Raw genomic sequence first — 25,460 nt, forward strand, 5'->3', positions numbered from 1 at the left:
GATGGCTGCCGTGCGCACCTCCTCCGAAATCGGCTTCAATCGCGTTGCAATCGTCGCCGTCCTGTTGGTGACGATCATCTTCCTGGCGCCGATCTACTGGATTGCCTCGACGGCGTTCAAGCCGCGCAATCTCGCCACTACCATCCCGCCGACGGTCGTCTTCCAGCCGGAAATATCGCCTTTCGTCAAGCTGTTCACCAAGCGCTCGCAGCTACGCAACCCAGCGTCGCCGGAGGAGTATGCAGCCGCTCCCTGGTGGGAGCGCGTCGTCTTCGACGGCGGCGAAAAGATCGTGCGTGACGGCAAGGGCCAGGTGCAGTGGTCCGGCTATCCGAGCCGCTTCATGAACTCGTTGATCGTGGCCATAACCTCGACGGTACTGGCGGTCGGCATGGGCACCTTCACCGCCTACGGCTTCTCGCGCTTTAGGGTGAAGGGAGAGGCGGACCTGCTCTTCTTCATCCTGTCGACGCGCATGCTGCCGCCGGTGGTCGTCGCCATCCCCATGTTCCTGATGTACCGGGCGGTCGGCCTCAACGATTCCCACCTCGGCCTGATCATCCTCTACACCGCTTTCAACCTGTCCTTCTCGGTCTGGCTGATGAAAGGCTTCATGGACGAGATCCCGAAGGAGTATGAGGAGGCGGCCCTGGTCGACGGCTACACGCGCATGGAAGCCTTCTTCAAGATCGTGCTGCCGGAAGCCGCCACCGGCATCGCCGCCACCGCCGTCTTCTGCTTTATCACGGCGTGGAACGAATATGCCTTCGCACTGATCATGACCAGCCGCCGTGCCCAGACAGCACCGCCCTTCATCCCCAGCCAGATCGGCTCCGGCCTGCCGGACTGGACGGTGATCGCTGCTGGAACCTTCCTGTTCCTGCTGCCGGTCGCGATCTTCACCTTCCTGCTCCGCAACCACCTGTTGCGCGGCATGTCGTTTGGAGCGATCCGCAAATGAGCTTTCGCGACATCAACCAGAAATATCTCGAACCGGGCAGCCAGGTGCTGATGGTGCTCGGTATCATCGCGCTCTGCCAGCCGTGGAACATGCTGCTGCACAGCTATGGCGTGACCATCATCCTGATCGGCCTGATCGGCTTCAACATCACCTCCAAGATCGCGCCGGAGGAGAAGGCCGGCACCGGGCAAGGGGCAAATCCGGGGGCACAGCATTGACCCAGATCGAGCTTCGAGGCGTCCAGAAATATTTCGGCGCCGTCCAGGTCATCAAGGACCTCAACCTGAAGATCAACGACAACGAGTTCATCGTGCTGCTCGGCCAGTCGGGCTGCGGGAAGACGACGACGCTCAGGGCGATTGCCGGGCTGGAGACGATCGACGGCGGCGACATCCTCATCGACGGCAAGCCGGTCCAGCACCTCAAGGCCGCCGATCGCGATATCGCCATGGTCTTCCAGTCGTTCTCGCTCTATCCGCATATGAGCGTCTATGAGAACATCGCCTTTCCGCTCAGGGCGACGCGCAAGAGCAAGGCCGAGATCGACAGCGAGGTGCGCTCGGTCGCCAAGACGCTGCAGATCAGCGATCTCCTCGCCAAGAAACCGTCGGCGCTGTCGGGCGGCGACATGCAGCGCGTGGCGATCGGCCGAGCCTTGGTGCGGCGGCCGAAGGCGATGCTGATGGACGAGCCGATCGGGGCGCTCGATGCCAAGCTGCGCGAGGAGATGCGGGCCGAGATCAAGCGGCTGCACATCAAGCAGGGCTCGACCAGCATCTACGTCACCCACGACCAGATCGAGGCGATGAGCCTCGCCGACCGCATCGTCATCATGCATGAAGGTGTGCTGCAGCAGGTCGGCTCGCCGGACGAGGTCTATTCGCACCCGGCGAATCTTTTCGTCGCGCAATTTGTAGGCAGCCCGGTGATGAACGTCGCCGACACTTCGGTGACCGAGAAAGCCTCATCGGCCTCGGTCACGGTCGGCGATGCGGCCGCCGGTTTCGAATTCCCGCGCGCCTTGCTGTCGAAGCTCAACGGCCATGCCGGCAGCCAACTCGCGCTCGGCATCCGGCCGGAAGGCGTCCTCGTCCGCCGCGAAGCCGCCGAGGGGTTCCTGCCGGTGGAGACGCAGATCGTCGAGCCGCTCGGGTCCTTCGACATCGTCGACCTCAAGGTCGGCTCCAAGATGCTGCGTGCGCGCACCAAGAGCGGCTTCATCGGCGGCCCCGGCGAAAGAGTCTTCGTCAGAATCGATCCCAGCCAGGCGCATTTCTTCGACACGGCGAGCGGCAAATCGCTGGGAGTGAGACTCTGATGGCCCACATCCAGCTCAAGAACATCTCGAAGAAGTTCGGCAACCATACTGCTTTGACCGGGCTCGATCTCGACATCGCCGATGGCGAGTTCTTCGTTCTGCTTGGCGAGACCGGCGCCGGCAAGACGACGACGCTGCGCATGATTGCCGGCCTGGAAAAACCGAGCGAAGGCCAGGTCTTCATCGACGGCGTCGATGTCGCCGACTGGGGCGCGGCCGAGCGTGACGTGGCGCTGGTGCTGCAGCAATATTCGCTGTACCCGCGCTATACGGTGCGCCAGAACCTCGAATTTCCGCTGAAGCCGAAGATCCGCCGGCTGCCCGATGCCGAGATCAAGGATCGTGTCGACCGCGCGGCCAGGACGCTGAGGATCGAGCATCTGCTCGACCGCAAGACCGACAGGCTTTCAGGCGGCGAGATGCAGCGCGTCTCGATCGGTCGCGCCATCGTGCGCAAGCCGCGGGTATTCCTGATGGACGAGCCGTTGTCGGCGCTCGACGCCAAATTGCGCGAGGCGCTGCGCACCGAATTGAAGAACCTGCAGATGCAGCTTGGCGCCACCTTCCTGTTCGTGACGCATGATCAGATCGAGGCGATGTCGATGGGTGACAAGGTCGGCGTGCTCAACCATGGCCGCATCGTCCAGACCGGCACGCCGTACGAGATCTATAACAATCCGCGCGACACCTACGTGGCAAGCTTCGTCGGCTCGCCGCCGATGAATCTCATCGACGGCAAGCTCGTCAACGGACGTGCGGTGATGGCGCCGCTCAATTTCGAATTGCCGTTTGCAGGGGGTGCCAAGACTTCGGGGGGTGCCAAGACGGGCGCGGCGACCGACGGTCGCCCGCTCGTCTTCGGTATTCGTCCCGAGGACGTCTATCTCGAGACCGGCGCGCCGGTCGAGGCGCGGGTCCATGACGTCGAGAACCATGGCGTCGAGAAGATCCTGACGCTGCGGGTCGGCGACGCCATGCTGCGCGCCACCGTGCCGGCCAGGACCGACGTCCAGATAGAGCAGCCGGTACGCTTTGCCTGGAACCCGGACAAGGTGGTGCTGTTCGACAAGGGCAGCGGAATAAGCCTGCGTCACGCCGGCTAAGTACAAGCGTCTTTACTGCGCTAGAGCGGGATGCGTTCAAAGTGAACCGTGCATCCCGCTCTATCCATGTGTTTTAGCCGCATTTGTGCGACGCCAAGTGATTCCGCTTGGCTGCGAAATGCTCGAGTCTTCCCGTCATCCCCCGTACGGGGGATGCGGATGCTCCGATTTGTCGAATAGGCTGATCCTTTGGTCCCAAACGGGCTTTGCAAGCCCAATTTGGAGGCCCAAAACGGAGGGTTGGCTATGGGAAATCTGTTCCGCAGTTTTGCGATGATCCTGCTCGTCGCCGGTATGGGATTGTCGGCGGCGCATCTGGGCGAGGCGCAGGCGGCCAAGAAAGTTGTCGCCGGCGCGAAGGTCGACGCCAAGAAGATCAAGGACCTCAACGGCACGGTCAATCTGTCCACCAGCGACTGCAAGCTGTTGTTGAGCGGCACCGTCGTGGAAGTCTCGGATGGCAGGTGCGGGGCCTCCGGCAAATATTGCAAGAGCAGCGCCGGCTCGGCCTGCATCACCGAGCAATAAGCCGGCCAACGTTTAGCCGGCCTGGCGGATCTCCGCCTGTTCCTCGGCCCGGAAATGGCTGGGCGGCGATCCGATGACCCGTTTGAAGGCGCGGCTGAAGGAGGCGTCGGATTCGTAGCCGAGGCGCGCCGCGACGACGGAAATCTTGAGCCGGTCGCGGACCAGCCATTGCCTCGCCTGGTGCATCCGCACCTGCGTGACGTACTTTGCCGGTGTTTCGCCGACAATGGTTGCGAAGCGCTCGGCGAAACCTGATCGCGAGGCACCCATCATCTTCGCCAGAGCCTCCACCGTCCAGTCGCGGTTCGGTTCCAGATGGATCGCGGCCAGCACCCGGCCGATCTCGCGGTCCCTGACCGCCGCAATCCAACCGGAAGAGTCGCCGCAGCCGCGCTCGACCCATGAGCGGATGACGGTCGCGGCGAGCACATCGGCCAGCCGCGCCAGGATGCCGCCAGAGCCGACGCGCTCCATCGTCACCTCGCGGGCCATCGCTTCCAGCAAATGCGGGATACCTGGCTCATAGGCCTCCAACTCATGTGCGCGCATCACGTCCGGCATCATGCCGAGCAAGGGGTGCAAGCCATCGAGATTGAAATACATGCTGCCGAAAAACAGCAAGGTCCCCGGACGGCAGCCGGGCATGCCGTCATTCGACATGCAATAGACACCCTTGCAGATTTCCTCGACCTCATAGCCGTGGATCGGCGCCGCCTCGATACCCGGCTCGCTCGCCAGCGTGTGGGCTGAGCCGCGCGGCAACAATACCGCGTCGCCCGCCTTGAGCTCGACCCATTCACCGGACGGCTGCAGCAACCAGCAGCCTTTGCGGCCGATGAAATGAAACCGTGCCGCCGCCTGAGCCGGAAAATGGATGCCCCAGGGTTCCTTCATCTCGCAACGGCCGTAATCGACGCCTTCGAGACGCAATCCCCGCAATATGTCTGTCAGCGGATCGCCGGTGATTGGAATTTTGGACGAACGGTCAAACATAATGGTGTTTCTAGCATGGAAACTCCAGCTAGTCACTCCCTATGTTGCTTGCATTGCAGCCAAATGCTGCGCTGCAACAGACCGGAGATCCCTCATGACCGAACCCGCGACAGGCGTCATGGACGCCGTTCTCGACCCATCGGAAACCGGCGAACGATCCGAGCCCGCATGGGGGGCGGTGGTCTCCCTGGCGCTCGGAGTCTTTGGCCTGGTGACCGCGGAATTTCTGCCTGCCAGCCTGCTGACGCCGCTTGCGCAGGATCTCGGCATCACCGAAGGCGCCGCCGGGCAGGCGGTAACGGCCACCGCCNCCTGCTGACGCCGCTTGCGCAGGATCTCGGCATCACCGAAGGCGCCGCCGGGCAGGCGGTAACGGCCACCGCCGTCATTGGCGCGATTGCGGCGCCGACCATGGCTATTGTCACCAAGCGGCTGGACCGCAGGCTGGTCATGTGGGCACTGACGGTGCTGCTTGTGCTGTCAAATCTGGTGGCCGCGTTTGCGTCCTCGCTTCCCGTTCTTCTGATTGCCCGCATCATGCTCGGGATCAGTCTTGGCGGCTTCTGGTCGATGTCGGCAGCCATGGCGATGCGGCTCGTTCCGATGCGGCTGATGCCGCGCGCCATGTCGATCATTCTCACCGGCGTTTCGGTGGCGACGGTCTGCGCGGCTCCGGTCGGCGCCTATGTCGGCGACATCTGGGGCTGGCGGACGGCGTTCATGATCGCCGCCGTGGTCGGTGCGCTGGCGCTGCTGGTGCAGGTGGCTACCATTCCGAAGCTGCCGCCTGCAGGTACGGCAGGTTTTCGCACGCTGCTGGAGGTGATGAAGCGGCCGATGATCAGGGTGGCACTGCTGGTGGTGCTGCTGGTCGCCTCGGGACATTTTGCCGGCTTCACCTATGTCCGCCCGTTTCTCGAGAAGGTCCCCGCGCTGGACATCGAGACGATCTCGCTTGTGCTGCTCGCCTACGGCATTGGTGGCTTCTTCGGCAATTTTGCCGGCGGCTTCATTGCCGAACGCAGCCTCAAGGCAGCCGTCAGCCTGGCGCCCCTGCTGATCGCGTTTTCGGCGCTCCTGCTGCTGGTGGTCGGAGGTTCACCCGTCGTGGCTGCAATAGCAGTGGCCAGCTGGGGCTTTGCCTTCGGCGCCGTCCCAGTCGGGCTGCAGACCTGGCTGGTGCGGGCCGCCCCCGATCAGGCGGAAAGCGCCGGTGGGCTCATGGTTATGACGTTCCAGGTCGCCATCGCGTTGGGCGCCGTCTTCGGCGGCCTGCTGGTCGACAATACCGGCGTTGCCACCGCCTTCGCCTATTGCGCGGCGGCGACGTTGCTTGCGGCACTGGCGGCGTTCTTCCTTGGCCCCAAGCCGATCGACGACCCCAAGGCCTAAACGGAACGGCCGTCGAAGTCGAAGACCGGCACGGCGGCGACGTCCAACGCCTCGATGCAATTAATATTGATATAGGCACTTCGCCCGCTCCCTTCGCCGACATCCTCGGCGAAGGGGTGAATGCCGCAGCTGCGGCAGAAGCGGTGGGCGATGACATGGTTGCCGAAGCTGTAGCGGCCGAGATCATCGCCCCAGGCAAGCACCCGCATGCTCTCATGCGGAACTGCCCATAGCAGTGCACCCTTGCGCGAGCAGATCGAGCAATTGCACCGAACGGCTCCGGTCAGCTCGCCTTCGACCTCGAACGCGACCTTGCCGCAGTGGCAGCTGCCTTGGTAGAGCATCGGGCCTTCCTCCTTCGGTTCGACAGGTGCAAATCCGACCGTGCCGGGCTATGTCTCCTGCGGCCAGTTTCTGGCTACTACCTTAAGACGTTGCAAGCGCGCGGAGTCCGACACCGAAAAATGCAATCAGCCCGCGATCACCTCGAAGCAATTCTTTCGCCTCTTGCCGCTCGCGTCGACGATGAGAGGGTTTTCGTAAAGCTCTACCCGGAAGCCGCACGGGCGGCGGCGGACGCCACCGATGCGCGGCGAAAAGCCGGCGTCACGCTCGGGCCGCTCGATGGGGCGATCGTCTCGATCAAGGATCTTTTCGATGTCGCCGGCGAGCCGACCACGGCGGGCTCTCTGCTGCTCGCCAACGCAGCGCCGGCGCTGCGGGATGCCATTGTCGTGCAACAGTTGCGCCAGGCCGGTGCAATCATCCTCGGCAAGACCAACATGACCGAGTTCGCCTTTACTGCGATCGGCGTCAATCCACATTATGGCACGCCCGGCAATGCTAGCGATGCCAGCCGTATTCCGGGCGGCTCCTCCTCAGGCGCCGGCGTTTCGGTGGGCGAAGGCACCAGCGAAATCTCCATCGGTTCCGATACCGGTGGTTCGGTGCGCATTCCGGCATCGCTGAATGGCGTCGTCGGTTTCAAGCCGACTGCGCGGCGCGTGCCGCTTGCGGGTGCGTTTCCGCTGTCAGCCACGCTGGACTCGATCGGTCCGCTGGCCCGCACCGTCGCCGAATGTGCGGCGGCCGATGCAGTGATGTCGGGCGAAAACCTGGCGGCACTGTTGCCGCTGCCGCTGGACGGCCTGCGCATCGGTATTGCGCGCGGCGTGCTGTTCGATGATACGCAGGAAGAGGTCGCGACGACGTTCGACCGGTGTCTGCGCAAGATAGAGCTTAGCGGCGCACGGCTTGTGGAGCTGTCGATCGACGACCTGCTTGCCGATCTGCGCGTGGCAACCCAACGCGCGTCGATCGCGGCGATGGAAGGGGCGGAGATCCATGCCGACTGGCTGGCGACGGGAGCGACGCGGCCGGTCGACCCGCGGGTAAGCGGGCCATTGTCGCGCGCCGCCGCCATTCCGGCCACGGTCTATATCAGGGCAATGCGCCGCCGCACGGCGCTGGCCGCCGCGATGGATGACCGGCTGGCGTCGGTCGACGTGCTGGCCCTGCCGACCACACCGGTGACGGCGCCGACGATCGTGTCGATGACCAGCGACGAGGCTCTGTGCAACAGGACGGAAGGCCTTCTGCTGCGCAACACGCAGGTCGCCAACCAGTTCGATCTATCAGCCATCTCGCTGCCGATGCCGGCAATGACGCGTCCGGCCGGGCTGATGCTGGTGGCGCGCAATGGCCATGACCACCACCTGCTGCGCATCGCAACTGGCGTGGAGGGGCTGCTTGCAAATTGATCGGATAGCGCGTGTCAGCGCGACGAGCAGTGGCCGCGTTCGCTGTCCTTGGCGGCGCGTTCGATGCTGGTGGCGACCAGCCAAGGCAGGGTGTACCGCTTGCCGTTGAAGGTCCGGGTGCGGTTCTCGATCGAGCCGACAACAACGACCTTGCCGGCATAGAGCTTGTCTGAAAGATCGAGCGCCTTGTCTTGCTGCGGCAGGCGATCGATGTCGATTGAAACGCCTTTGATGAGCTTCCCAGCAGCGAGGTCGAGTGCGCTGTTCGATGGACAGGGTGCCGCCACGCAGCGTATGCCGTTGTCGCAGAACACGTAGCTACCCTGTCCGTTGGCGAAGGCTTGCGCCGTCGCCACGCAGAAGCCGGCGGTCAGTAGGAACTTTGTGACGCTTGCCATGCCGGCACCATCGCCGGCGAATTCGGGAAAATTGGGGCGCTTTCAGAAATCGGCAAGGAACCGCCGCCGGTAGTGCTCGACCACTTCGGGGTTGCGCAGATTGACCGGCAATCTGTTGGCCAGCACCAGCAAGGCTTCGCCAGCCGCGCCGACGCCCATGCGCATCATCGACTGCTCGGTAATCCCAGCCATGTGCGGGGTGACGATGACGTTGTCGAAGCCGAAATAAGGATGGTTGGGCGGTAGCGGTTGTGTAGCAAAAACATCGAGCGCAGCGCCGCCGATGCGGCCCTTCTGCAAGGCCTCGATCAGCGCGTTGTCATCGATCACCGGCCCGCGCGAAACATTGATCAGCAGCGCATCCGGCTTCATCCGCTCAATGCGCTCGCGGCTGATCAGCCCCCGTGTTTCGGGCGTCAGCGGGCAGCACAGAACGATGATGTCGCTCTGCTCGATGAGTGCATCGATCGACAGGAAGCCGACCCTGTCCGGCGCCGGCCGCATGCTGCGCGTCGTCGCCACCACATTCAGATCGAACCCATGGGCGGCGATGTGGCCAACCGCCTGACCGATCGCGCCGAGGCCGACAATGCCGATCGTCTTGCCCGCTAGCTCGCTGGCCACCACCGTGTGTTCGCGGCCCGCCAGCCAGCCCTTCGCACGCAAGTCGCGGTCCAACACACGGAAGCGCCTAAGCAGCGCCAGCGCCGCGAACATCACATATTCGGCGACAGATCGCGCGTTCACCCCCGGCACGTTCGCCACCAGCACGCCGGCCGCATTGGCCGCTTCCATCGGTACCATGTCCAGCCCGGCGCCGTGGCGGATCGCGGCCCTGAGCTTCTTCGCGCCTTCGAAAAGCGCCGCAGGCAAGGGAGCGCGAACGATGATGACATCGGCGTTCCTCGCCTCGGCGGCCAGCGTGGCCGCATCGAGGGCGGAAGCAACGACGAGTTCGCCGGCCCCGGTCAGCATGGAAGCGGCACGAGGGTGCAGTCTGTGTGTTGACAGGATCTTGGGCATTTCAGGCCTTTTCGAGCGCAGGGCTTTCCGGTTCCGTCCCACGCCCCTCGATCAGCCCCTTCCAGTAGCTTTCCGCGCCTTGCAGGTGGGCGCTCATCAGCGCCTGGGCGAGATTGCCATCGCGGCGCAGCAGCGCCTCGTAGATCTGGATATGCTCGGCATGGGAGCGCACGCTGCGTTCGGGATCGTTGAAATAGATCGGCAGGCGCAGTTCACCCATCATGTAGTAGACGCTGCAGATATTGTGGAAGACGCTGTTCTTGGTCGCCCGCACGATCTCGAGGTGGAACTCGCGGTCTTCCCGGGCAAGCCCTTCACCGGCGGCGATGCGATCCTCGGAGGCCTTCAGGATCTCGCGCAGCCGCTCGAAATTCTCCTCGGTGGCGCGTGAACAGGCAAGTTCGGCGGCCTTGATCTCGTGGATCTTGCGCAACTCGACCGTCTCGTAGATCTGGACGGGATCGAGCGGCAGGCCGGCGCGGGCGAACAGCGCCATCGCCTCGACGCTCGCCTGCTTCGTATCGATGTAGATGCCGGATTTCGCCCGTCGCTCGACGATGCGCATGGCCTCGAGAATGGCCAGCGCCTCGCGGATCTGGCCGCGGCTGACGCTGAAATGCTCTGCCAGTTCGCGCTCCGACGGCGTGCGGCCCGTCTCCTTGTCCGAATGGGAGAACAGATAGGCGGCGAGTTCCGCGAGAAGGTTCTTTTCTTTCATGTCAGCCGTGTTGCGCGTGCGCCTCCAGGAACCGCTCCGAAATGGTGAATCCCAGCCCGGGTCTATCAGGGATCGCTACCATACCGTCCTTTGCTTCGACAGTCTCTTCGATCAGATCGTGGATCATCGGGTTGGCGCCGAGCGAATATTCGACGGTGAAGCTCGCCGGCGACGCAGCGCAGACATGCAGCCCGGCAAAGAAGCAGGGCGCGCCGGCCCAAAGATGCGGCGCAAAGCGCAGATTGAAGGCGCTGGCGATGGTGCCGATCTTCATCGCCTCGCTGATGCCACCGCAAAAGGCCGGATCCGGCTGGAATATATCGGCGGATTTGAGCACGGCGAGGTCGCGGAAGGCATAGCGCGTCGCCTCGCTTTCGCCGGTGGCGATCGGGATCGAACCGCAGGCGCGCACCTCGGCCATGCCGGGCTTGTCGTCGGCGATCACCGGCTCCTCGAACCAGGCGAGATCGAGGTCGCCGGCGAGATGGATAAAGCGCTTGGCTTCGGCCACCGTGTAGGTGCCGTGCGCGTCGACCATCAGGTCGATATCGGGACCGAGCGCCTGTCTGGCGGCACGGACGCGAGCGGCCGAGATATGTGGGGCGCCGTCCATGGCGCCGACGCGCATCTTCAGCGCCTTGAAACCGCCCTTGGTGATGTAGGACTGCAGCTGGTCGCCGATGGCTTCCGCAGTGGCCCAGCCGCCGGAAGCATAGGCCGGCATGCGGTCCAGCTTGCGGCCGCCGAGCAGCCGCCAGACCGGAACGCCGAGCGATTTGCCAAGAATGTCCCACAATGCGATGTCGACGGCGCTGATAGCGGCGATGCTCATGCCGCGTCGCGCCAATTGCGGCATGGCGTGGCCGGCGCGAGCGGCGCTGTCGTGGCGCGTGCCATTATAGAGCATCTCCCAGATGACGCCGATGTCAGCCGGGTCGCGGCCGACCAGCTGCGGGCCGACCTCGTAGTTCAGCAAATGGACAAGGGCGCCGTAGCTGCCGGCGCTGCCGGCGGCATTCTTGCCTTCGCCCCAGCCGACCAGCCCGTCGTCCGTCTCGATGCGCAGGATGGCGGCGTCGAACGTCGCCACCTGACCGAAGTCGCTGCGGTGCTGCTTCGCGGCTTCGATTGGTATGCGGACCCACCAGGCTTGGACCGTCTTGATGCGCATGTTAATCCTCGGCCCGGCCGCGGTGAGGCGGAAGGGCTTTTCCAAACGGCTCGGCTACTTGATCAGCGGCAGCAGCGTTTCCGCGTTGATGCGCATCTGGTCGGTGTAGAATTTCTCCGTGAGCACGCTGGAGCCGTGGTCCTGAATGAATTTCAGCTGCTCCGGCGAGATGTCGACGGGGTTGCGTTCGACCATGTCGGGATAGGGGGCAGCCGGCGTGCGGTCGACGGGGGCGACGAATTCATTGGTCAGCGCGCCGTCATAGCCGATCTCCTTCAGCGTGCCGACGATCTTCGGCCAGTCGATCTGCCCGAGGCCGGCGGCGAAGCGGTTGTTGTCGGCGACATGGAAGTCGTACAGGCGCTTGCCGACCTGCCGGATGGCGTCGTAGACGTTAAATTCTTCCATGTGGATGTGGTAGGCGTCGAGGCAGACGCCGCATTCGGGACTGACCGCATCGGCCAGCGCCAGTGCCTGGGCGCCGCGGTTGAACAGATAGGTCTCGAAGCGGTTGAGCGGCTCGACCGCGATCTTGACGCCGACCTTCTTGGCGTGGGTGAAGCATTCCCGGGTGGCGTCGACCACCCATTTCCACTCCTCTTCCTCGGTGCCGTCCGGCACCACCTTGCCGACGGTGGCCGGAACCAGCGTGATGATCTCGCCATCAAGTTCGCTGACCATGGTCAGCACGTCCTTGACATACTGCACCGAGCGCTCGCGCTGGCCCTGGTCCTTGGCGGCGAGATTGCGCTCGCCCAGCATCAGCGTCACCGCTCCCCAGCAGCGAATGCCGTACTCGTTCAACAGTGCGCGCGTCTCCTTGGGCTTGTACTGTTCGGGTTCGCCGGAGATCTCGATCGACTCGTAGCCGAATTTCTTGATGCGCTTGAGCGTCGTTTCCAGCGGCTCCGCCCGCATCCAATTGTGCGTCGAAAGATGCATGGTCTATCCTTCCCAGAATCGCCTGTACCAGTTCGCCTGCGGCGCACTCTGCCGAAGCGTGCCGCATGATTCCTCCCCAAGGCGTCCCAGCATTTTTTGCAAACTGGTTCGACCAATTGGGCTTGAAGGGAGGTCTACAGTAATTTCATCTGGACGGCAAGAACTGCTGCCATCAAGCGTTGGCTCCTGTCTATGCTATTGATTATTCTTAAACATGTGGCTTAACTCGGCATGGTTGCAGGACCGTCGCAGCGCGTCAAATGGCTTGACCAGATTTCGGCATTTGGTAATACCAGAATAGCAGCGCTGAGTGCGCTGTGCAAAGAGACCAAAGACGCTGGCCCTGTTTTCAATCGGCGCTATGCTTGGTCGTGAAACATAGGGAGATGCCGATGCCGACGACGATGAAGGGGCCTGGTCTGTTCTTGGCGCAGTTTGCGGGCGACGCCGCGCCGTTCAATTCGCTGGCCTCGATCACCAAATGGGCGGCTGGTCTGGGCTACAAGGGCGTGCAGATCCCGACATGGGACGCTCGACTGTTCGATCTCGAGAAGGCAGCCTCCTCCAAGGCCTATTGCGACGAGGTGAAGGGCATCTGCGCCGATGCCGGCGTCGAAATCACCGAACTGTCGACGCATCTGCAGGGGCAACTGGTGGCGGTGCATCCCGCCTATGACGCGCAGTTCGACGGCTTTGCGCCGGCTGCGGTGCACAACAATCCAAAAGCCAGGCAGCAATGGGCGGTCGAACAGATGAAGTTCGCCGCCAAGGCGTCGAAGAATCTCGGGCTCAAGGCGTCGGTGTCGTTTTGCGGCGCGTTGGCCTTCCCATACCTCTACCCATGGCCGCAGCGGCCGGCGGGACTGATCGAGGAAGCATTTGCCGAGCTGGGCAAGCGCTGGAAGCCGATCCTCGACGTCTATGACGAGAACGGCGTCGATATCGGCTACGAAATCCATCCGGGCGAGGACGTGTTCGACGGCGCGACATTCGAGATGTTCCTCGATGCGGTCGGCGGCCACAAGCGCTGCAACATCAACTACGACCCGTCGCACTTCCTGCTGCAGCAGCTCGATTATCTCGAATTCATCGACATCTACCACGAGCGGATCAAGGCGTTCCACGTCAAGGACGCCGAGTTCAATCCGACCGGGCGGCAAGGCGTCTATTCCGGCTACCAGAGCTGGACCAACCGCGCCGGGCGTTTCCGCTCGCTCGGCGACGGGCAGGTGGATTTCGGCGGCATCTTCTCCAAGCTCACCCAATACAATTACGATTCATGGGCGGTGCTGGAATGGGAATGCTGCCTCAAGCACCCGGAGGATGGTGCTGCCGAAGGCGCCCCCTTCATCCAGCACCACATCATCAGGGTGACGGAAAAAGCATTCGACGATTTCGCCGGCGGCACGACCGATAAAAAGGTGCTGCGCGGCATGATGGGGATCTAGCACAGATATCCCTCCCGAGGGGAGGGTGGCCCGGAGGGCCGGGTGGGGTCGGTCCATGCCGAGCTTCATGCCCGGCGACCCCACCCGCGCTACGCGTCGACCCTCCCCCTCAAGGGGGGAGGGGTATCTCAGATAACGAGGGAGAAAATCGTGGTTGGCGCATCGAAGACGGAAACGGGAGGCGGTCCGATCCGCTACGGCATGGTTGGCGGCGGACAAGGCGCCTTTATCGGCGCGGTGCACCGCATCGCGGCGCGCATTGATAACGAGTTCGTGCTGGTTGCCGGCGCCTTGTCGTCGAATCCGGAGCGCGCCAAGGCCTCGGCGGCCGAGCTTGGGCTCGATCCGGCACGCAGCTACGGCTCCTATGCCGAGATGGCCCAGGCCGAGGCCAAGCGGCCGGACGGCATCGAGGTGGTGGCCATCGTCACGCCGAACAATGTGCACGTGCCGGCCGCCAAGGCTTTTCTCGAGGCCGGCATCCACGTCATCTGCGACAAGCCGCTGGCGACGACGCTGGCCGAGGCAAAGAAGCTGGCCGCGCTGGTCGAAAAGACCGGCAAGGTGTTTGTGCTGACGCATAACTACACCGCCTATCCGATGGTGCGGCAGGCACGCGAGATGGTGGCCAAAGGACAGCTCGGCGATATCCGCATCGTGCAGTCGGAATATCCGCAGGACTGGCTGACCGAAGATCTGGCCGCCACCGGCCAGAAGCAGGCTGCGTGGCGCTCAGACCCCAAGCAGGCCGGTGCCGGCGGTGCGCTGGGCGATATCGGCACGCACGCCTACAACCTCGCCCGTTTCGTCTCCGGGCTGGAGCTCGATTCGTTGTCGGCCGATCTCGATGCCTTCGTACCGGGGCGGCTGCTCGACGACAACATCAATGTGCTGCTGCGCTTCAAGCCGGTCGGCGGGTCGCACTCCGCCAAGGGCATGATCTGGGCAAGCCAGGTGGCGCCCGGCCACGAGAACGGCCTGAAATTGCGCATCTACGGCTCGAAGGGCGGGCTCGAATGGGTGCAGGCCGATCCGAACTATCTCTGGTACACGCCGTTCGGCCAGCCGAAGCAGTTGATCACCCGAAACGGCGCGGGAGCGTTGCCCGTCGCCGGGCGCGTCAGCCGCGTTCCGCCAGGCCATCCGGAAGGCTATCTCGAAGGTTTCGCCAACATCTACCAGGAAGCCGCGCGGGCCATTCGTGCGGCGCGCCGGAAGGGCGGCAAGCCGGCTAAGGATGTCGTTTTCCCGACTGTGCAAGACGGCGTCGAAGGCATGGCCTTCATCGAGGCCTGCGTGAAATCGGCGAAGAAGAATGGAGCGTGGACGAAGCTCTGAAGGGGTGGTGATATTCAGGTGAGACCGGCCTGCAAATGGCAGTTTCCTGCGCTTCCGGTGCTCATGTACCAAAAGTACGCTCCGCTCCGGTTCTCGGAACCCACCATTTTCGGCTCGGCCTGACCTGAATCTCACCACCCCTCCGGCGATCGAGCGAATGAAGGGGAGGGGCGTCGATGAAAATCGGCATGTGCATGTTGTTGTGGACGACCAGTGTCACGAAAAAACACGAGCCGTTGTTGAGGGATATCAAGGCGACCGGCTTCGACGGCGTCGAGATACCGATCTTCTCCGGCACGCCGGACGACTACAAGAAGCTCGGCGAGCTGCTCGATCGTATCGGGCTGCAACGCACCGCCGTCTCGGCGATGGGCGATCCGGCGATGAACCTGATCTCGGCCGACGCCTCGACGCGCAAGGCCGGTATCGACTACATGAAATCGGCGATCGACTGCGCTCAGGCGCTTGGCGCGAACACTTTGAGCGGTCCGCTGCATTCGACGCTTGGCGCCTTTTCCGGCAGCGGGCCGACGGCGGCCGAGAAAAAGCGCTCGGTCGCTTCGCAACGCGCCATCGGCGATCATGCCGGCAACAGAAACGTCACTATCGGGCTGGAGGCGCTCAATCGCTTCGAATGTTATCTGCTCAACACGATGGACGATTTGTCGGAGCATATCGACGCGATCGACCGGCCGCACGTCAAGGCGATGTACGATACCTTCCATGCCAATATCGAAGAAGCTGACCCGATCGGGGCCTATACGCGCAACCGCAAGAACATCGTCCATATCCATATTTCGGAGAACGATCGCGGCGTGCCGGGCCGCGGCCACGTCCCCTGGAAGGAGACTTTCTCCGCCATTCGCAAGAGCGGCTACGACGATTGGCTGACGATCGAGGCGTTCGGGCGTTCGCTGAAGGATTTGGCCGCGGCCACCAAGGTGTGGCGCGACTTTTCCGAAGGCCCGGAAGCTGTTTACCGCGACGGCTACAGGCATATCAGGAATGGATGGAGGAAGGCGCCCTAACCGCACGTCTGCGTAACGCCCCCGTCAGCCCTGGCCGGCCTGGATCCGGTTGTAGTCGTGGATCGTCCTGCTCAAGCGGCGGCGCAGGAAATTGGAAATGCTGTCGAAGATGAAAACGACGAGCAGGACCAAGAGCACCATGTAGAAGACATTGGCCCAGTTGGAATTGGTGCGCATCGCCTCCCAGAGCTTCAGGCCGATGCCACCGGCACCGACGGCGCCGATGATCGTCGCGCCCCTGGTGTTGGATTCCCACTGATAGAGTGTCTGGCTGATGAAGACCGGGATCACTTCCGGCAGCACGCCATAGCGCTGCACCAGCAAGCCGTTGGCGCCGGTCGACTGGATGCCCTCGCGTGGCTTGTCGTCGATGTTCTCGAGGCCTTCCGAATAGACTTTGCCGAGCGTGCCGATCTCGGTGAAGAAAATCGCGGCGCTGCCGGCAAGCGGGCCCGGGCCGAAGGCGCGGGTGAAGAACAGCGCCCAGATCAGCATGTCGACCGAACGCATGAAATCGAAGAACCGCTTTAGCACCTGGCTAAGCAGGCCGCTCGGGGTGATGTTGCGGGCGGCGAAGAAGGCGAGCGGGAAGGCAACGATGCCGCCGAGCAAGGTGCCGAGAAACGCCATGACGATGGTCTGGAACAGCTTCGTCCAGACGTCGCCATGCTGCCATTGGGCGTTGTTCCAGATATTGTCGGCGGCCAGCGCAATGTTTGATGTGCCCGGCTTGAGCTGGGGTCCGGACATCAGCAACGAGACCACCTCGCCGGGCGACTTGCCGAAGAAGGGCGAGCGTGTGTCGAAGACGAAATTCGCCCAGCCGAGGAAGCGTTTGCGGACCTTGACGCGATCGACGGTTATACGGACCTCGCCGGCAAAGCCCATCCTGGCGACGATCTCATCGTCATGCGCGGTGATCCACTCCGGCACCGGGCCGGATATTACCGGTTTGCCGCTGGCCAAGGACACCGGCACCGTCTGGCCATTGGCGACAAGCGTCGCCTCGGTCTTGTCGAAGGTGACCGATTTGGCCCGGCCGTCGATCAGGATGGTGTAGGAGCCGTTGGCGTTGGTGATGACCCAATCGGGATGCGGGTCTTCGCCGAGCGCCGAAAAACGCGGATATCTGGGTGTGATCTGAGGCTGGTCGAGACGGAATTCCGGCTGCAGATCGTAGCTGATCCATTGCGTCAGGAAGAGCGGCAGGCGCTCCCAGTGCGATTCCCTCAGCACTTGCGGCAGGCTGAAGAACCACAAGGCATAGACGAGGTAGAGCAGGATGCCGGTGAACAGGACCAGCGGGCCGAAGCGTTTGTACAAGGGCCGCCGGAACACTTGGGGAAAGCGCTCCTCGATCGACCGCATCTGATCGGCGGTCATTGCGGCCATGGGCAGTCTTCTTGTTGATTTGCCATGATCTTTTCCAAAAACCGGAATCCACTTTTTGGGATCATGGTCAGGCACCCATCATGAATGCCTGCTCGCCGACGAGCTTGCGGCGTAGCCAGGCGGAAAACTGGTCGACGAGGAAGATCGTCGTGAACAGCAGCAGCACCAATGCCAGCGTCTTGGCGCCGAAGCCGCGCGAGATGGAGAGCTTCAGTTCCTCGCCGATGCCGCCACCGCCGACCGCACCGATAATGGTCGAGATACGCACATTGATCTCGATCCTGAGCAGCGTGTAGGACATGAAATTGGGCAGCACTTGCGGCAGGCCGGCAAAGCGCACGCGCTCGAACCAGTTGGCGCCGACCGCGCGCAGGCCTTCTTCGGCGCGCATGTCGATGTTTTCGTTGATCTCGTAGAAGAGCTTGCCGAGAGCGCCGATGGAATGCAGGCCGATGGCGATGATGGCTGCGACCGGGCCGGTCGAGAGGATGGCTGCGAACAGGCCGGCAATGACGATCTCGGGGAAGGCGCGAAGCAGTTCCATGAAGCGCTTGACGACGAGCCTGAGCACCGGACTGGGCGTCAAGTTGCGCGCGGCGATGAAGGAAAAGGGCACCGCAAAGACAAAGCCGATGAAAGTGGAAACCAGCGCCACGTTAAGCGTGGTGAGCATCAGCTCGAAATATTCGGGTAGATAAAAGCCGCCCCAGAGATAGACGCGGCCAAGCGGGAAGTTGAACTCTTGGCTGCCCTTGTCGTGCGGCGATGCGATGTCGAACAGCGCCCGCCAGACGTCGTTCCAGTCCTTGGGAACAAGCCAACTAAGGAAATCCAGTATGTGCGGCAGCCGATCGAAGAAATGTCCGGCATTGGCCTCGTCGGCGAACCACATGGCTGTGCACATGGCGACAAGCAGTGAGCCGATGCCGAGCGCCGTGTAGAACCGGCGCAAGGACGTCTGGCGTCGCCAGGCGTCTGCTGCCTGCCGGACCGCGTCTGAACGAATTGTAGCGGCGAAGGTCATACGGGGTCACGAGCGGACACGCAAAAAGGGCGGCGACCGCATCGGCCCGAAAGTTGACTTTCGGAAAGCACGATGCGGCATCTAAGTGTTAGAGCGTACTTTGTGCGTCCAAGTGGACGCACGTCGCTCTAATGGACGCCGCCCTTTCCGCAATTGTCGTCAGCCGCCGATCGCGGCTTTGCGGGCTTCGACGATGACGCTGTAGAAGTCCGGCTTCACCGGAACGTAGCCGGTGAAATCGCCGCCTTCGATGGCCTCGAAGCAAGGCTTGTCCTTGGCCGGCAGGCTGGTGAAGAAGTTGGCGAGCTTGGCGCTCATATCGCCGCCGAGTGCGGTGCGCACGACCAGCGGGCCGTTCGGGATCGAGCCGGAGCGCCAGACTTCGACGAAATCGTTGGGGTCCACGGCGCCCTTGGCGACTTCCTTGTGGAAGGTGCCGGAGGTGTAGCCGTTCTTGAAGTCGCCGATGCCCGAGGAATCGTCAACCGCAACATCGACCTTGCCGTCGCGAACCGCGAGAAGGTTGTTCTCGTGGCCGCCATTGAACTGGGTCGAGGCGAAGAAGGTTTCGTTCGAAGCGCCGGTGTCCTTCGGGATCTGGGTCAGCGGGATCAGGTAGCCGGAGGTCGAATCCGGGTCGGCATAGCCGAGTTTCTTGCCCTTGGCCGACTTGATGTCGGTGATGCCGGACGACTTCAGCGCAAGGCCGATCGAATAATAGCCGGTCGCGCCGTCGGTCTGCTGGGTGGTGAGGATCGGGGTCACGGCGTTCGGATCCTTGAGGTAGACGCTGGCATAGCCCGACGCGCCAAGCTCTGCGAAATCGAGCGTGCCGCCGAGCAGGCCCTGGATAACGCCGTCATAGTCGGCGGCCGGGAACAGCGAGACCTTCTCGAAGCCGAATTCGGACTTCATGTGATCGGCGAGGCACTGAAAGTTGCGCAGCCGGTCCGCTTCGTTTTCACCGCCAAGGATGCCGATGCGGAATTCCTTGATATCCTGGGCGTGAGCGGCGCTTGCCGCGATAGCGAGCAATGAAACGGCGCCAAAAACCATCTTCCTGAACATTATCTCTCTCCTGTTGGTCCCGGCCTCGCGCCGGTAGCGTACGAATTTTTTGACAGGTGCCTTTGACGCGGGCGGGCGATCAGGCCGTTCTCAATATCCCGGGAATGCGGGCTCGAGCGGTCCGGCGGATGCAGCGATTTTCTGTTTGATGGCGACACTGGTGGAGGTGATGGCCTCGGAGATTTCGCCGCCATTGCTGTCGGCGCCGTAGACCATGCGCACGGCCTCGCGGTTGAGGGCTTCGGGCGGGCCGTCGAAGACGACCTTGCCGGCGGCCATGCCGATGATGCGGTTGCAGTAGGTGCGGGCCGTATCCAGCGTATGCAGATTTGTGATGACGGTGATGCCCTCGCGCAAATTGATGTCCTGCAGCGAATCCATCACCACCTTGGCGTTGAGCGGATCGAGCGAGGCAATCGGCTCATCCGCCAGCAACACCTTCGGCTGCTGCATCATGGCGCGCGCAATCGCAACGCGCTGCTGCTGGCCGCCGGAAAGCGTGCCGGCCGGCTGCAGGGCGGTGCGGGCGATGTCGAGGCGCTCGAGGGCTGCAACCGCCTCGGCGCATTCGCCGCGGGAGAACATGCCGAACAGGTTGGACAGGGTCGAGCGGTGGTTGAGCCGGCCGAGCAGCACATTGGTCAGCACGTCGAGGCGCGGCACGAGATTGAACTGCTGGAAGATCATGGCGCAGTCGCGCTGCCATCGCCGGAGCGGCGAGCCGCGCAACCCGGAGACCTCGACGCCGTTGAACAGGATGGATCCCTGGCTGGGATCGATGAGGCGGTTAATCATGCGCAGCAGCGTCGATTTGCCGGCGCCGGAGCGGCCAATGATGCCGACCATCTGGCCTTGCGGAATCGCGATGTGAACATTGCTGACGGCGGTGTTCTTGCCGAACCGGCGGGTGACGCCGCGGATTTCGAGCGTAGCTGACATGGTGCAGGCTCCAGTCCAATCGCAATTGAAGGTCTGTTTACCCTGGCTAGCGCAGCCGCATGAACCTGCGGTGTCGGAACGATGTCAGTTTTGTTACTGCCCACAGCCTGGAGCGGGGCGGGATCAACTCGGCGCGAGAAGCTCGAATGGTGAATGGTGATAAGAACGGCTTCCCTGAGCCTCGAAACCTGTCCGCTGCCCCCATTCACTATTCACCATTCACCATTCACGATCCCTTAGCCGCCATATTTCTCCAGAAACGTCTCCGCCGACAATTCCCGAAAATCGTCGAGCGCGGCGCGCAGCCTTGCATGGTCCCAGTCCCACCAGGCGAGCGCCTGGTAGCGCTCCGCGGTGCGGCGGTCGAAGCGTTCGCGGATCGGCTTGGCCGGTACGCCGGCGACGATGGTGTAGGGCGCGACGTCCTTCGACACCACCGCACCGGCACCGACCGCCGCGCCATCGCCGACGGTGACGCCCGGCAGGATGGTCGAGCCGTGGCCGAGCCAGGTGTCGTGGCCGATGGTGACGCGTTTGGCGCGGCGCTTGGCGAAGAATTCGCTCTCGTGCTCGGCGTCGTCCCAATAATCCGAGGCGCGATAGGTGAAATGGTGCAGCGTCGGCCGCCAGGTCGGATGGTTGGTAGCGTTGATGCGCACGCTTGCGGCGATGTTGGCGAATTTGCCGATCGTTGCGCACCAGACGCCGCAGTCCTGCATCATGTAGGAATAGTCGCCGAGCGTGCTTTCGGAAACCCGGCAGCGCTCGGCGATCTCGGTCCAGCGGCCGAGCGTCGAGTTCTCGACTTCCGCCGTCTCGTGGATCAGCGGCGCCTCCGACAGTTTCCTGGTCATGCGGCGATTTTCCCGGCGGCAAAAGCGGTCACGTCGATGACGCGGTCGGCGACCGCCTCACGCACGTCGTGATCGTGGAAGATGCCGAGCAAAGCGACGCCCGCTGCCTTCTTGGCGACGATCAGGGAAATCACCACATCGCGGTTCCTGGCATCGAGCGAAGCGGTCGGCTCGTCGAGCAGCAGGATCGGGTGCTCGGTGATGAAGCCGCGCGCGATGTTGACGCGCTGCTGTTCACCGCCGGAGAACGTCGCCGGCGGCAGCGCCCAGAGCTTCTCCGGCAGGTTGAGCTGCGCCAGCAAGGCGCGTGCCTTGCCGTGCGCGACCTCGCGCTCCTCGCCGCGCTCGACCAGCGGTTCGGCCACGACGTCGAGCGCAGAGACACGCGGCACGGTGCGCAGGAACTGGCTGACATAGCCGATGGTAAGCCGGCGCACGGCAAGCACGGTGCGCGGGCTGGCCGAGGCGAGATCGATGAGCCCGCCCTCGTGCTGGACGATGATCTGGCCTTCATCGGTGGCATAATTTCCGTAGAGCATTTTCAGGATCGAGCTCTTGCCGGCGCCGGACGGGCCGCCGAGCACGGCGCATTCGCCGGCCCTGATCGCGAACGAGACACCGGCGACCACCGGCAGTTTGATGCCGTCGCGCAGATGCATGGTGAAGCTCTTCGCGACATCGGAGACAACGAGCGGGGTTGCCATCAGAGGGTTCTCCAATCGTCATTCGTCTGCGGGCCAACACCCCCCTCTGGCCTGCCGGCCATCTCCCCCTCAGGGGGGGAGATTGGCTGTCGCATTCGGTTTCGCCATTCTCCTGTGTCGCAGAACGGGCGGGACATAAAAGCTGCTGATCTCCCCCCTTGAGGGGGAGATGGCCGGAAGGCCAGAGGGGGGTACGCCGGAGCAATCATCGTCACACCTGCAGAATCGAGGAGACAAGCAACTGGGTATAAGGCGCGCGCGGATCGTCGAGGACGCGGTCGGTGAGGCCGCTTTCGACGACGCGGCCGTCCTTCATCACCATCATGCGCTGCGACAACAGCCGCGCCACGGCGAGATCGTGGGTGACGACGATGGCGGCCAGGCCGAGATCGGTGACCAGGCCGCGCAACAGATCGAGCAGGCGCGCCTGCACCGAGACGTCGAGGCCGCCGGTTGGCTCGTCCATGAACACCAGCCTCGGCCCGGTGACGAGGTTGCGGGCGATCTGCAGGCGCTGGCGCATGCCTCCGGAAAAGGCGCGCGGCTCGTCGTCGATGCGGTCTTCGTCGATCTCGACACGAGACAACCAGTCGACCGCCGTTGCGCGGATCCTGCCATAGTGACGGTCGCCGACCGCCATCAGCCGCTCGCCGACATTGGCGCCGGCCGACACCGTCATGCGCAGCCCGTCGGCCGGGTTCTGATGGACAAAACCCCAATCGGTGCGCATCAGGAAGCGGCGCTCGGCCTCGCTCATGCGGTAGAGTTCGCGAAACTGGCCGTCGCGCATCCGGTAGCTGGCGGTGCCGGAGCTGGGCAGCAGTCGAGTTGACAGGCAGTTGAGCAAAGTCGTCTTGCCGGAACCGGATTCGCCGACCACCGCCAGCACTTCGCCCGGCCAGAGGTCAAAAGTGACGTTCTCGCAACCGACGCGCGAGCCGTAGGATTTGGACAGCGCCGAAACGCGCAGCAAAGGTTCGTCGGTCATTGCTTCTCCTTACCCTCCCCCTCGTGGGGAGGGTCGGCGCGTAGCGCCGGGGTGGGGGGTGAGGCGGTGGCAGTACCCCCCCCCCCCCCCNGGGTGAGGCGGTGGCAGTACCCCCACCCGCGCCTTCGGCGCGACCTCCCCACAAGGGGGAGGTAGGGGCGTTGCGCCGCTTCTCGCAATGATCGGTATCGGAGCAGACGAACATGTGGCCGCCATGATCGTCGAGGATGACCTCGTCGAGATAGACGTTCTCGGCCGCGCACAGAGCGCAGGGCTGGTCGAAGGTCTGCACCTCGAACGGATGGTCCTCGAAATCGAGGCTGACCACATCGGTGAAGGGCGGCAGCGCGTAGATGCGCTTTTCGCGGCCGGCGCCGAACAATTGCAAAGCCGGCGAACGGTGCATCTTCGGATTGTCGAATTTCGGCGTCGGCGAGGGATCCATCACATAGCGGCCCTCAACCTTGACCGGGTAGGCGTAGGTGGTGGCGATGCGGCCGTGCCTGGCGATGTCCTCGTAGAGCTTCACATGCATAAGGCCGTATTCCTCCAGCGCATGCATTTTGCGCGTCTCCGTTTCCCGCGGCTCGAGGAAGCGCAGCGGCTCGGGGATCGGCACCTGGTAGACCAGCACCTGACCGGCACTCAGCGGATATTCAGGGATGCGGTGGCGGGTCTGGATGATGGTCGCCTTGGCCGTCTCGGTGGTGACCGCGACATTGGCGACCTTCTTGAAGAAGGCGCGGATCGAGACGGCATTGGTGGTGTCGTCGGCGCCCTGGTCAATGACCTTGAGCACATCGTCCGGGCCAATGATCGAAGCGGTGACCTGGACGCCGCCGGTGCCCCAACCATAGGGCATCGGCATTTCGCGCGAGGCGAACGGCACCTGATAGCCAGGAATGGCGATGCCCTTGAGGATCGCCCGACGGATCATCCGCTTGGTCTGTTCGTCAAGATAGGCGAAGTTGTAGGTGGCGATGTCGGTCATGGCGATCGCTTCCGCTCTGTGCTACCGAATTGAGTTCCAAGACACGGAAAAGGGGCTGGGCTCCGATGACCCCGACCGGATGGATGCGCCTCGGGATCCTGTTGCTGGTGTTCGTCGGGGTGGTTGCCTTTGTGCTTCGAAGAATAGTTCTTCCTGAGCCGAGGGAAGGCGCGCAAGGCGAGACCATTGGCGGCAGTAGCGGTTACGGCGGATCCGGAGGCCATTCCCCAGACGGGGGAGGTCACGGTGGTGGAGCTAACTGAAGTCATTCCGCTGCCTGCCTCTTCTCTTCGTCCTTGCCGGCATTTTCGCGGGCGTCGTGCTCGGTGCGTATGCGGCGCACGAGGTCGAGCTCGGCCTGGAAGTCGACATAATGCGGCAGCTTCAGATGCTCGACGAAGCCGGTCGCCTGGACATTGTCGGAATGCGAGATGACGAACTCCTCGTCCTGCGCGGCGGCGATGACATCCTCACCCAACTCCGAGGCGCGCAGCGCGCGGTCGCATAGTGCCATGGCCATCGCCTTGCGCTCGCTCTGGCCGAAGACGAGGCCGTAGCCGCGGGTGAATTGCGGCGGCGCCTTGGCCGAGCCCTTGAACTGGTTGACCATCTGGCATTCGGTGACGCGGATGCTGCCGAGCGGCACGGCAAAGGGCAGTTCCGGCACGTCCAGTTCCAGTTCGACCTCGCCGATGCGAACCTCGCCGACGAAGGGATGGTTGCGCGCGTAGCCGCGCTGGGTGGAATAGCCGAGCGCCAGCAGAAACCCCTCGTCGCCGCGCGACAGCGCCTGCAGGCGGATGTCACGCGCCATCGGGAATTCGAGCGGCTCACGGGTGATGTCGCCGGGGACATGATCGCCGGGCATGTCGCCGTCGGGCTCGATCAGGCCTTCGCGGGCGAGGATGGCCGAGACGCGCGGCATCGCCTCCGCCTCGCCTGCACGCTGTTCCGGCTCGGCGACATCGCCGCCGGCAGCAAGTTCGGGATCGAGCAGCCGGTGGGTGTAGTCGAAAGTCGGGCCGAGCAACTGGCCGCCGGGCAGATCCTTGTAGGTCGCCGACACCCGCCGCTCGACCAGCATCGTGCCGGTGTCGATCGCCCTGGTGTAGCCGAAACGCGGCAGCGTGGTGCGATAGGCGCGAACCAGGAAGATCGCCTCGATCATGTCGCCGCGCGCCTGGACGATCGCCAATGCCGCCAGTTCCCTGTCGTAGAGCGAACCTTCGCTCATCACCCGGTCGACGCCGAGCGCCAGCTGCTCGACGATCTGGTCTAGACGAAGTGCGGGCACCGAACGGTCGCCGCGCCGGCGGTCGGCGAGCAGTTTGTGAGCATTGCGAATGGCCGTCTCGCCACCCTTTACCGCAACATACATG

At 63.4% G+C, this 25,460-nt stretch carries 24 protein-coding genes and 2 pseudogenes; 10 read left to right on the forward strand and 16 right to left on the reverse strand.

Annotated elements, in window-relative coordinates; translation table 11 throughout:
• Position 1: 1 nt before the first annotated feature.
• From X773_RS46490 to X773_RS46510, 5 genes are all read left to right on the forward strand, one after another.
• Entirely contained in the window at positions 2-961 is a 960-nt protein-coding gene (locus X773_RS46490; protein ID WP_023675178.1) for a carbohydrate ABC transporter permease, read from the forward strand.
• Complete coding sequence (locus X773_RS46495; protein ID WP_023675179.1) at positions 958-1,179, forward strand: hypothetical protein; 222 nt, start codon at positions 958-960, stop codon at positions 1,177-1,179. Before X773_RS46490 ends, X773_RS46495 begins: the two co-directional genes overlap by 4 nt.
• Positions 1,176-2,279, forward strand: a complete 1,104-nt coding sequence (locus X773_RS46500) for an ABC transporter ATP-binding protein (RefSeq protein WP_023675180.1) — start codon at positions 1,176-1,178, stop codon at positions 2,277-2,279. The genes X773_RS46495 and X773_RS46500 overlap by 4 nt, the downstream gene beginning before the upstream one ends.
• A complete protein-coding gene (locus X773_RS46505; protein WP_023675181.1) occupies positions 2,279-3,382 on the forward strand; it encodes an ABC transporter ATP-binding protein in 1,104 nt (367 codons plus the stop codon). The genes X773_RS46500 and X773_RS46505 overlap by 1 nt, the downstream gene beginning before the upstream one ends.
• Before the next feature lie 246 nt (positions 3,383-3,628).
• A complete protein-coding gene (locus tag X773_RS46510; protein WP_023675182.1) occupies positions 3,629-3,910 on the forward strand; it encodes a hypothetical protein in 282 nt (93 codons plus the stop codon).
• Positions 3,911-3,922: 12 nt separating this feature from the next.
• On the opposite strand, the gene X773_RS46515 is transcribed toward X773_RS46510, so the two are convergent.
• On the reverse strand, positions 3,923-4,903 hold the full coding sequence (locus X773_RS46515) for an AraC family transcriptional regulator (protein WP_023675183.1): 981 nt from the start codon (positions 4,901-4,903) through the stop codon (positions 3,923-3,925).
• A 94-nt stretch (positions 4,904-4,997) separates the two neighbouring features.
• Between X773_RS46515 and X773_RS46520 the strand changes: the two are divergent.
• Positions 4,998-6,295, forward strand: a pseudogene (locus X773_RS46520) (MFS transporter).
• Here X773_RS46520 and X773_RS46525 read toward each other — a convergent pair.
• Positions 6,292-6,639: a GFA family protein gene (locus X773_RS46525; protein ID WP_023675184.1), complete on the reverse strand. Its 348-nt coding sequence runs from the start codon at positions 6,637-6,639 to the stop codon at positions 6,292-6,294. The pseudogene X773_RS46520 and the gene X773_RS46525 sit on opposite strands and share 4 nt — an antisense overlap.
• Before the next feature lie 120 nt (positions 6,640-6,759).
• On the opposite strand from X773_RS46525, the gene X773_RS46530 reads away from it, so the two are divergent.
• A complete protein-coding gene (locus X773_RS46530) occupies positions 6,760-8,055 on the forward strand; it encodes an amidase (protein ID WP_023675185.1) in 1,296 nt (431 codons plus the stop codon).
• Positions 8,056-8,069: 14 nt separating this feature from the next.
• On the opposite strand, the gene X773_RS46535 is transcribed toward X773_RS46530, so the two are convergent.
• From X773_RS46535 to X773_RS46555, 5 genes are read right to left on the reverse strand one after another with little or no spacing between them, the layout of a single operon-like run.
• Positions 8,070-8,453, reverse strand: a complete 384-nt coding sequence (locus X773_RS46535; RefSeq protein ID WP_023675186.1) for a DUF6748 domain-containing protein — start codon at positions 8,451-8,453, stop codon at positions 8,070-8,072.
• Between the two features lie 42 nt (positions 8,454-8,495).
• Positions 8,496-9,476: a hydroxyacid dehydrogenase gene (locus X773_RS46540; protein ID WP_023675187.1), complete on the reverse strand. Its 981-nt coding sequence runs from the start codon at positions 9,474-9,476 to the stop codon at positions 8,496-8,498.
• 1 nt (position 9,477) lies between these two features.
• Positions 9,478-10,194, reverse strand: coding sequence for a FadR/GntR family transcriptional regulator (locus X773_RS46545; RefSeq protein ID WP_023675188.1), 717 nt, complete (start codon positions 10,192-10,194; stop codon positions 9,478-9,480).
• 1 nt (position 10,195) lies between these two features.
• The gene (locus X773_RS46550; RefSeq protein ID WP_023675189.1) at positions 10,196-11,365 is read right to left on the reverse strand and encodes a mandelate racemase/muconate lactonizing enzyme family protein; all 1,170 of its coding nucleotides are present in this window, start codon (positions 11,363-11,365) and stop codon (positions 10,196-10,198) included.
• 54 nt (positions 11,366-11,419) lie between these two features.
• Positions 11,420-12,307 (reverse strand): sugar phosphate isomerase/epimerase, encoded by an 888-nt coding sequence (locus X773_RS46555; protein WP_023675190.1) that lies wholly within the window; start codon positions 12,305-12,307, stop codon positions 11,420-11,422.
• A 392-nt stretch (positions 12,308-12,699) separates the two neighbouring features.
• Here X773_RS46555 and X773_RS46560 point away from each other — a divergent pair, with 392 nt between their 5' ends.
• From X773_RS46560 to X773_RS46570, 3 genes are all read left to right on the forward strand, one after another.
• Entirely contained in the window at positions 12,700-13,755 is a 1,056-nt protein-coding gene (locus X773_RS46560) for a sugar phosphate isomerase/epimerase (RefSeq protein ID WP_023675191.1), read from the forward strand.
• A gap of 150 nt (positions 13,756-13,905) precedes the next feature.
• Complete coding sequence (locus tag X773_RS46565; RefSeq protein WP_023675192.1) at positions 13,906-15,093, forward strand: Gfo/Idh/MocA family oxidoreductase; 1,188 nt, start codon at positions 13,906-13,908, stop codon at positions 15,091-15,093.
• Between the two features lie 176 nt (positions 15,094-15,269).
• A complete protein-coding gene (locus tag X773_RS46570) occupies positions 15,270-16,121 on the forward strand; it encodes a sugar phosphate isomerase/epimerase (RefSeq protein ID WP_023675193.1) in 852 nt (283 codons plus the stop codon).
• A 24-nt stretch (positions 16,122-16,145) separates the two neighbouring features.
• Here the strand turns inward: X773_RS46570 and phnE (X773_RS46575) are convergent, their stop codons facing one another.
• From phnE (X773_RS46575) to X773_RS46610, 9 genes and pseudogenes are all read right to left on the reverse strand, one after another.
• Positions 16,146-17,513 carry a phosphonate ABC transporter, permease protein PhnE gene (gene phnE / locus X773_RS46575; protein WP_023675194.1) on the reverse strand — a complete coding sequence of 456 codons (1,368 nt, stop codon included), beginning with the start codon at positions 17,511-17,513 and terminating at the stop codon, positions 16,146-16,148.
• A 67-nt stretch (positions 17,514-17,580) separates the two neighbouring features.
• The gene (gene phnE, locus X773_RS46580) at positions 17,581-18,537 is read right to left on the reverse strand and encodes a phosphonate ABC transporter, permease protein PhnE (protein WP_023675195.1); all 957 of its coding nucleotides are present in this window, start codon (positions 18,535-18,537) and stop codon (positions 17,581-17,583) included.
• A 159-nt stretch (positions 18,538-18,696) separates the two neighbouring features.
• Entirely contained in the window at positions 18,697-19,605 is a 909-nt protein-coding gene (gene phnD, locus X773_RS46585; RefSeq protein ID WP_023675196.1) for a phosphonate ABC transporter substrate-binding protein, read from the reverse strand.
• 90 nt (positions 19,606-19,695) lie between these two features.
• Complete coding sequence (gene phnC, locus X773_RS46590; protein ID WP_023675197.1) at positions 19,696-20,544, reverse strand: phosphonate ABC transporter ATP-binding protein; 849 nt, start codon at positions 20,542-20,544, stop codon at positions 19,696-19,698.
• Positions 20,545-20,780: 236 nt separating this feature from the next.
• Positions 20,781-21,398 carry a DapH/DapD/GlmU-related protein gene (locus X773_RS46595; protein ID WP_023675198.1) on the reverse strand — a complete coding sequence of 206 codons (618 nt, stop codon included), beginning with the start codon at positions 21,396-21,398 and terminating at the stop codon, positions 20,781-20,783.
• Positions 21,395-22,102, reverse strand: a complete 708-nt coding sequence (gene phnL / locus X773_RS46600; protein ID WP_023675199.1) for a phosphonate C-P lyase system protein PhnL — start codon at positions 22,100-22,102, stop codon at positions 21,395-21,397. The genes X773_RS46595 and phnL overlap by 4 nt, the downstream gene beginning before the upstream one ends.
• Positions 22,103-22,313: 211 nt before the next feature.
• Complete coding sequence (gene phnK / locus X773_RS46605; RefSeq protein ID WP_023675200.1) at positions 22,314-23,090, reverse strand: phosphonate C-P lyase system protein PhnK; 777 nt, start codon at positions 23,088-23,090, stop codon at positions 22,314-22,316.
• A 163-nt stretch (positions 23,091-23,253) separates the two neighbouring features.
• A pseudogene (locus tag X773_RS0137305) lies at positions 23,254-24,081 on the reverse strand (alpha-D-ribose 1-methylphosphonate 5-phosphate C-P-lyase PhnJ); the annotation flags it as partial.
• 265 nt (positions 24,082-24,346) lie between these two features.
• Positions 24,347-25,459 carry a carbon-phosphorus lyase complex subunit PhnI gene (locus tag X773_RS46610; RefSeq protein WP_023675202.1) on the reverse strand — a complete coding sequence of 371 codons (1,113 nt, stop codon included), beginning with the start codon at positions 25,457-25,459 and terminating at the stop codon, positions 24,347-24,349.
• Between the last annotated feature and the right edge of the window lies 1 nt (position 25,460).

Origin of the sequence: Mesorhizobium sp. LSJC280B00, assembly GCF_000502835.1 — a bacterium.
GTDB lineage: Bacteria > Pseudomonadota > Alphaproteobacteria > Rhizobiales > Rhizobiaceae > Mesorhizobium.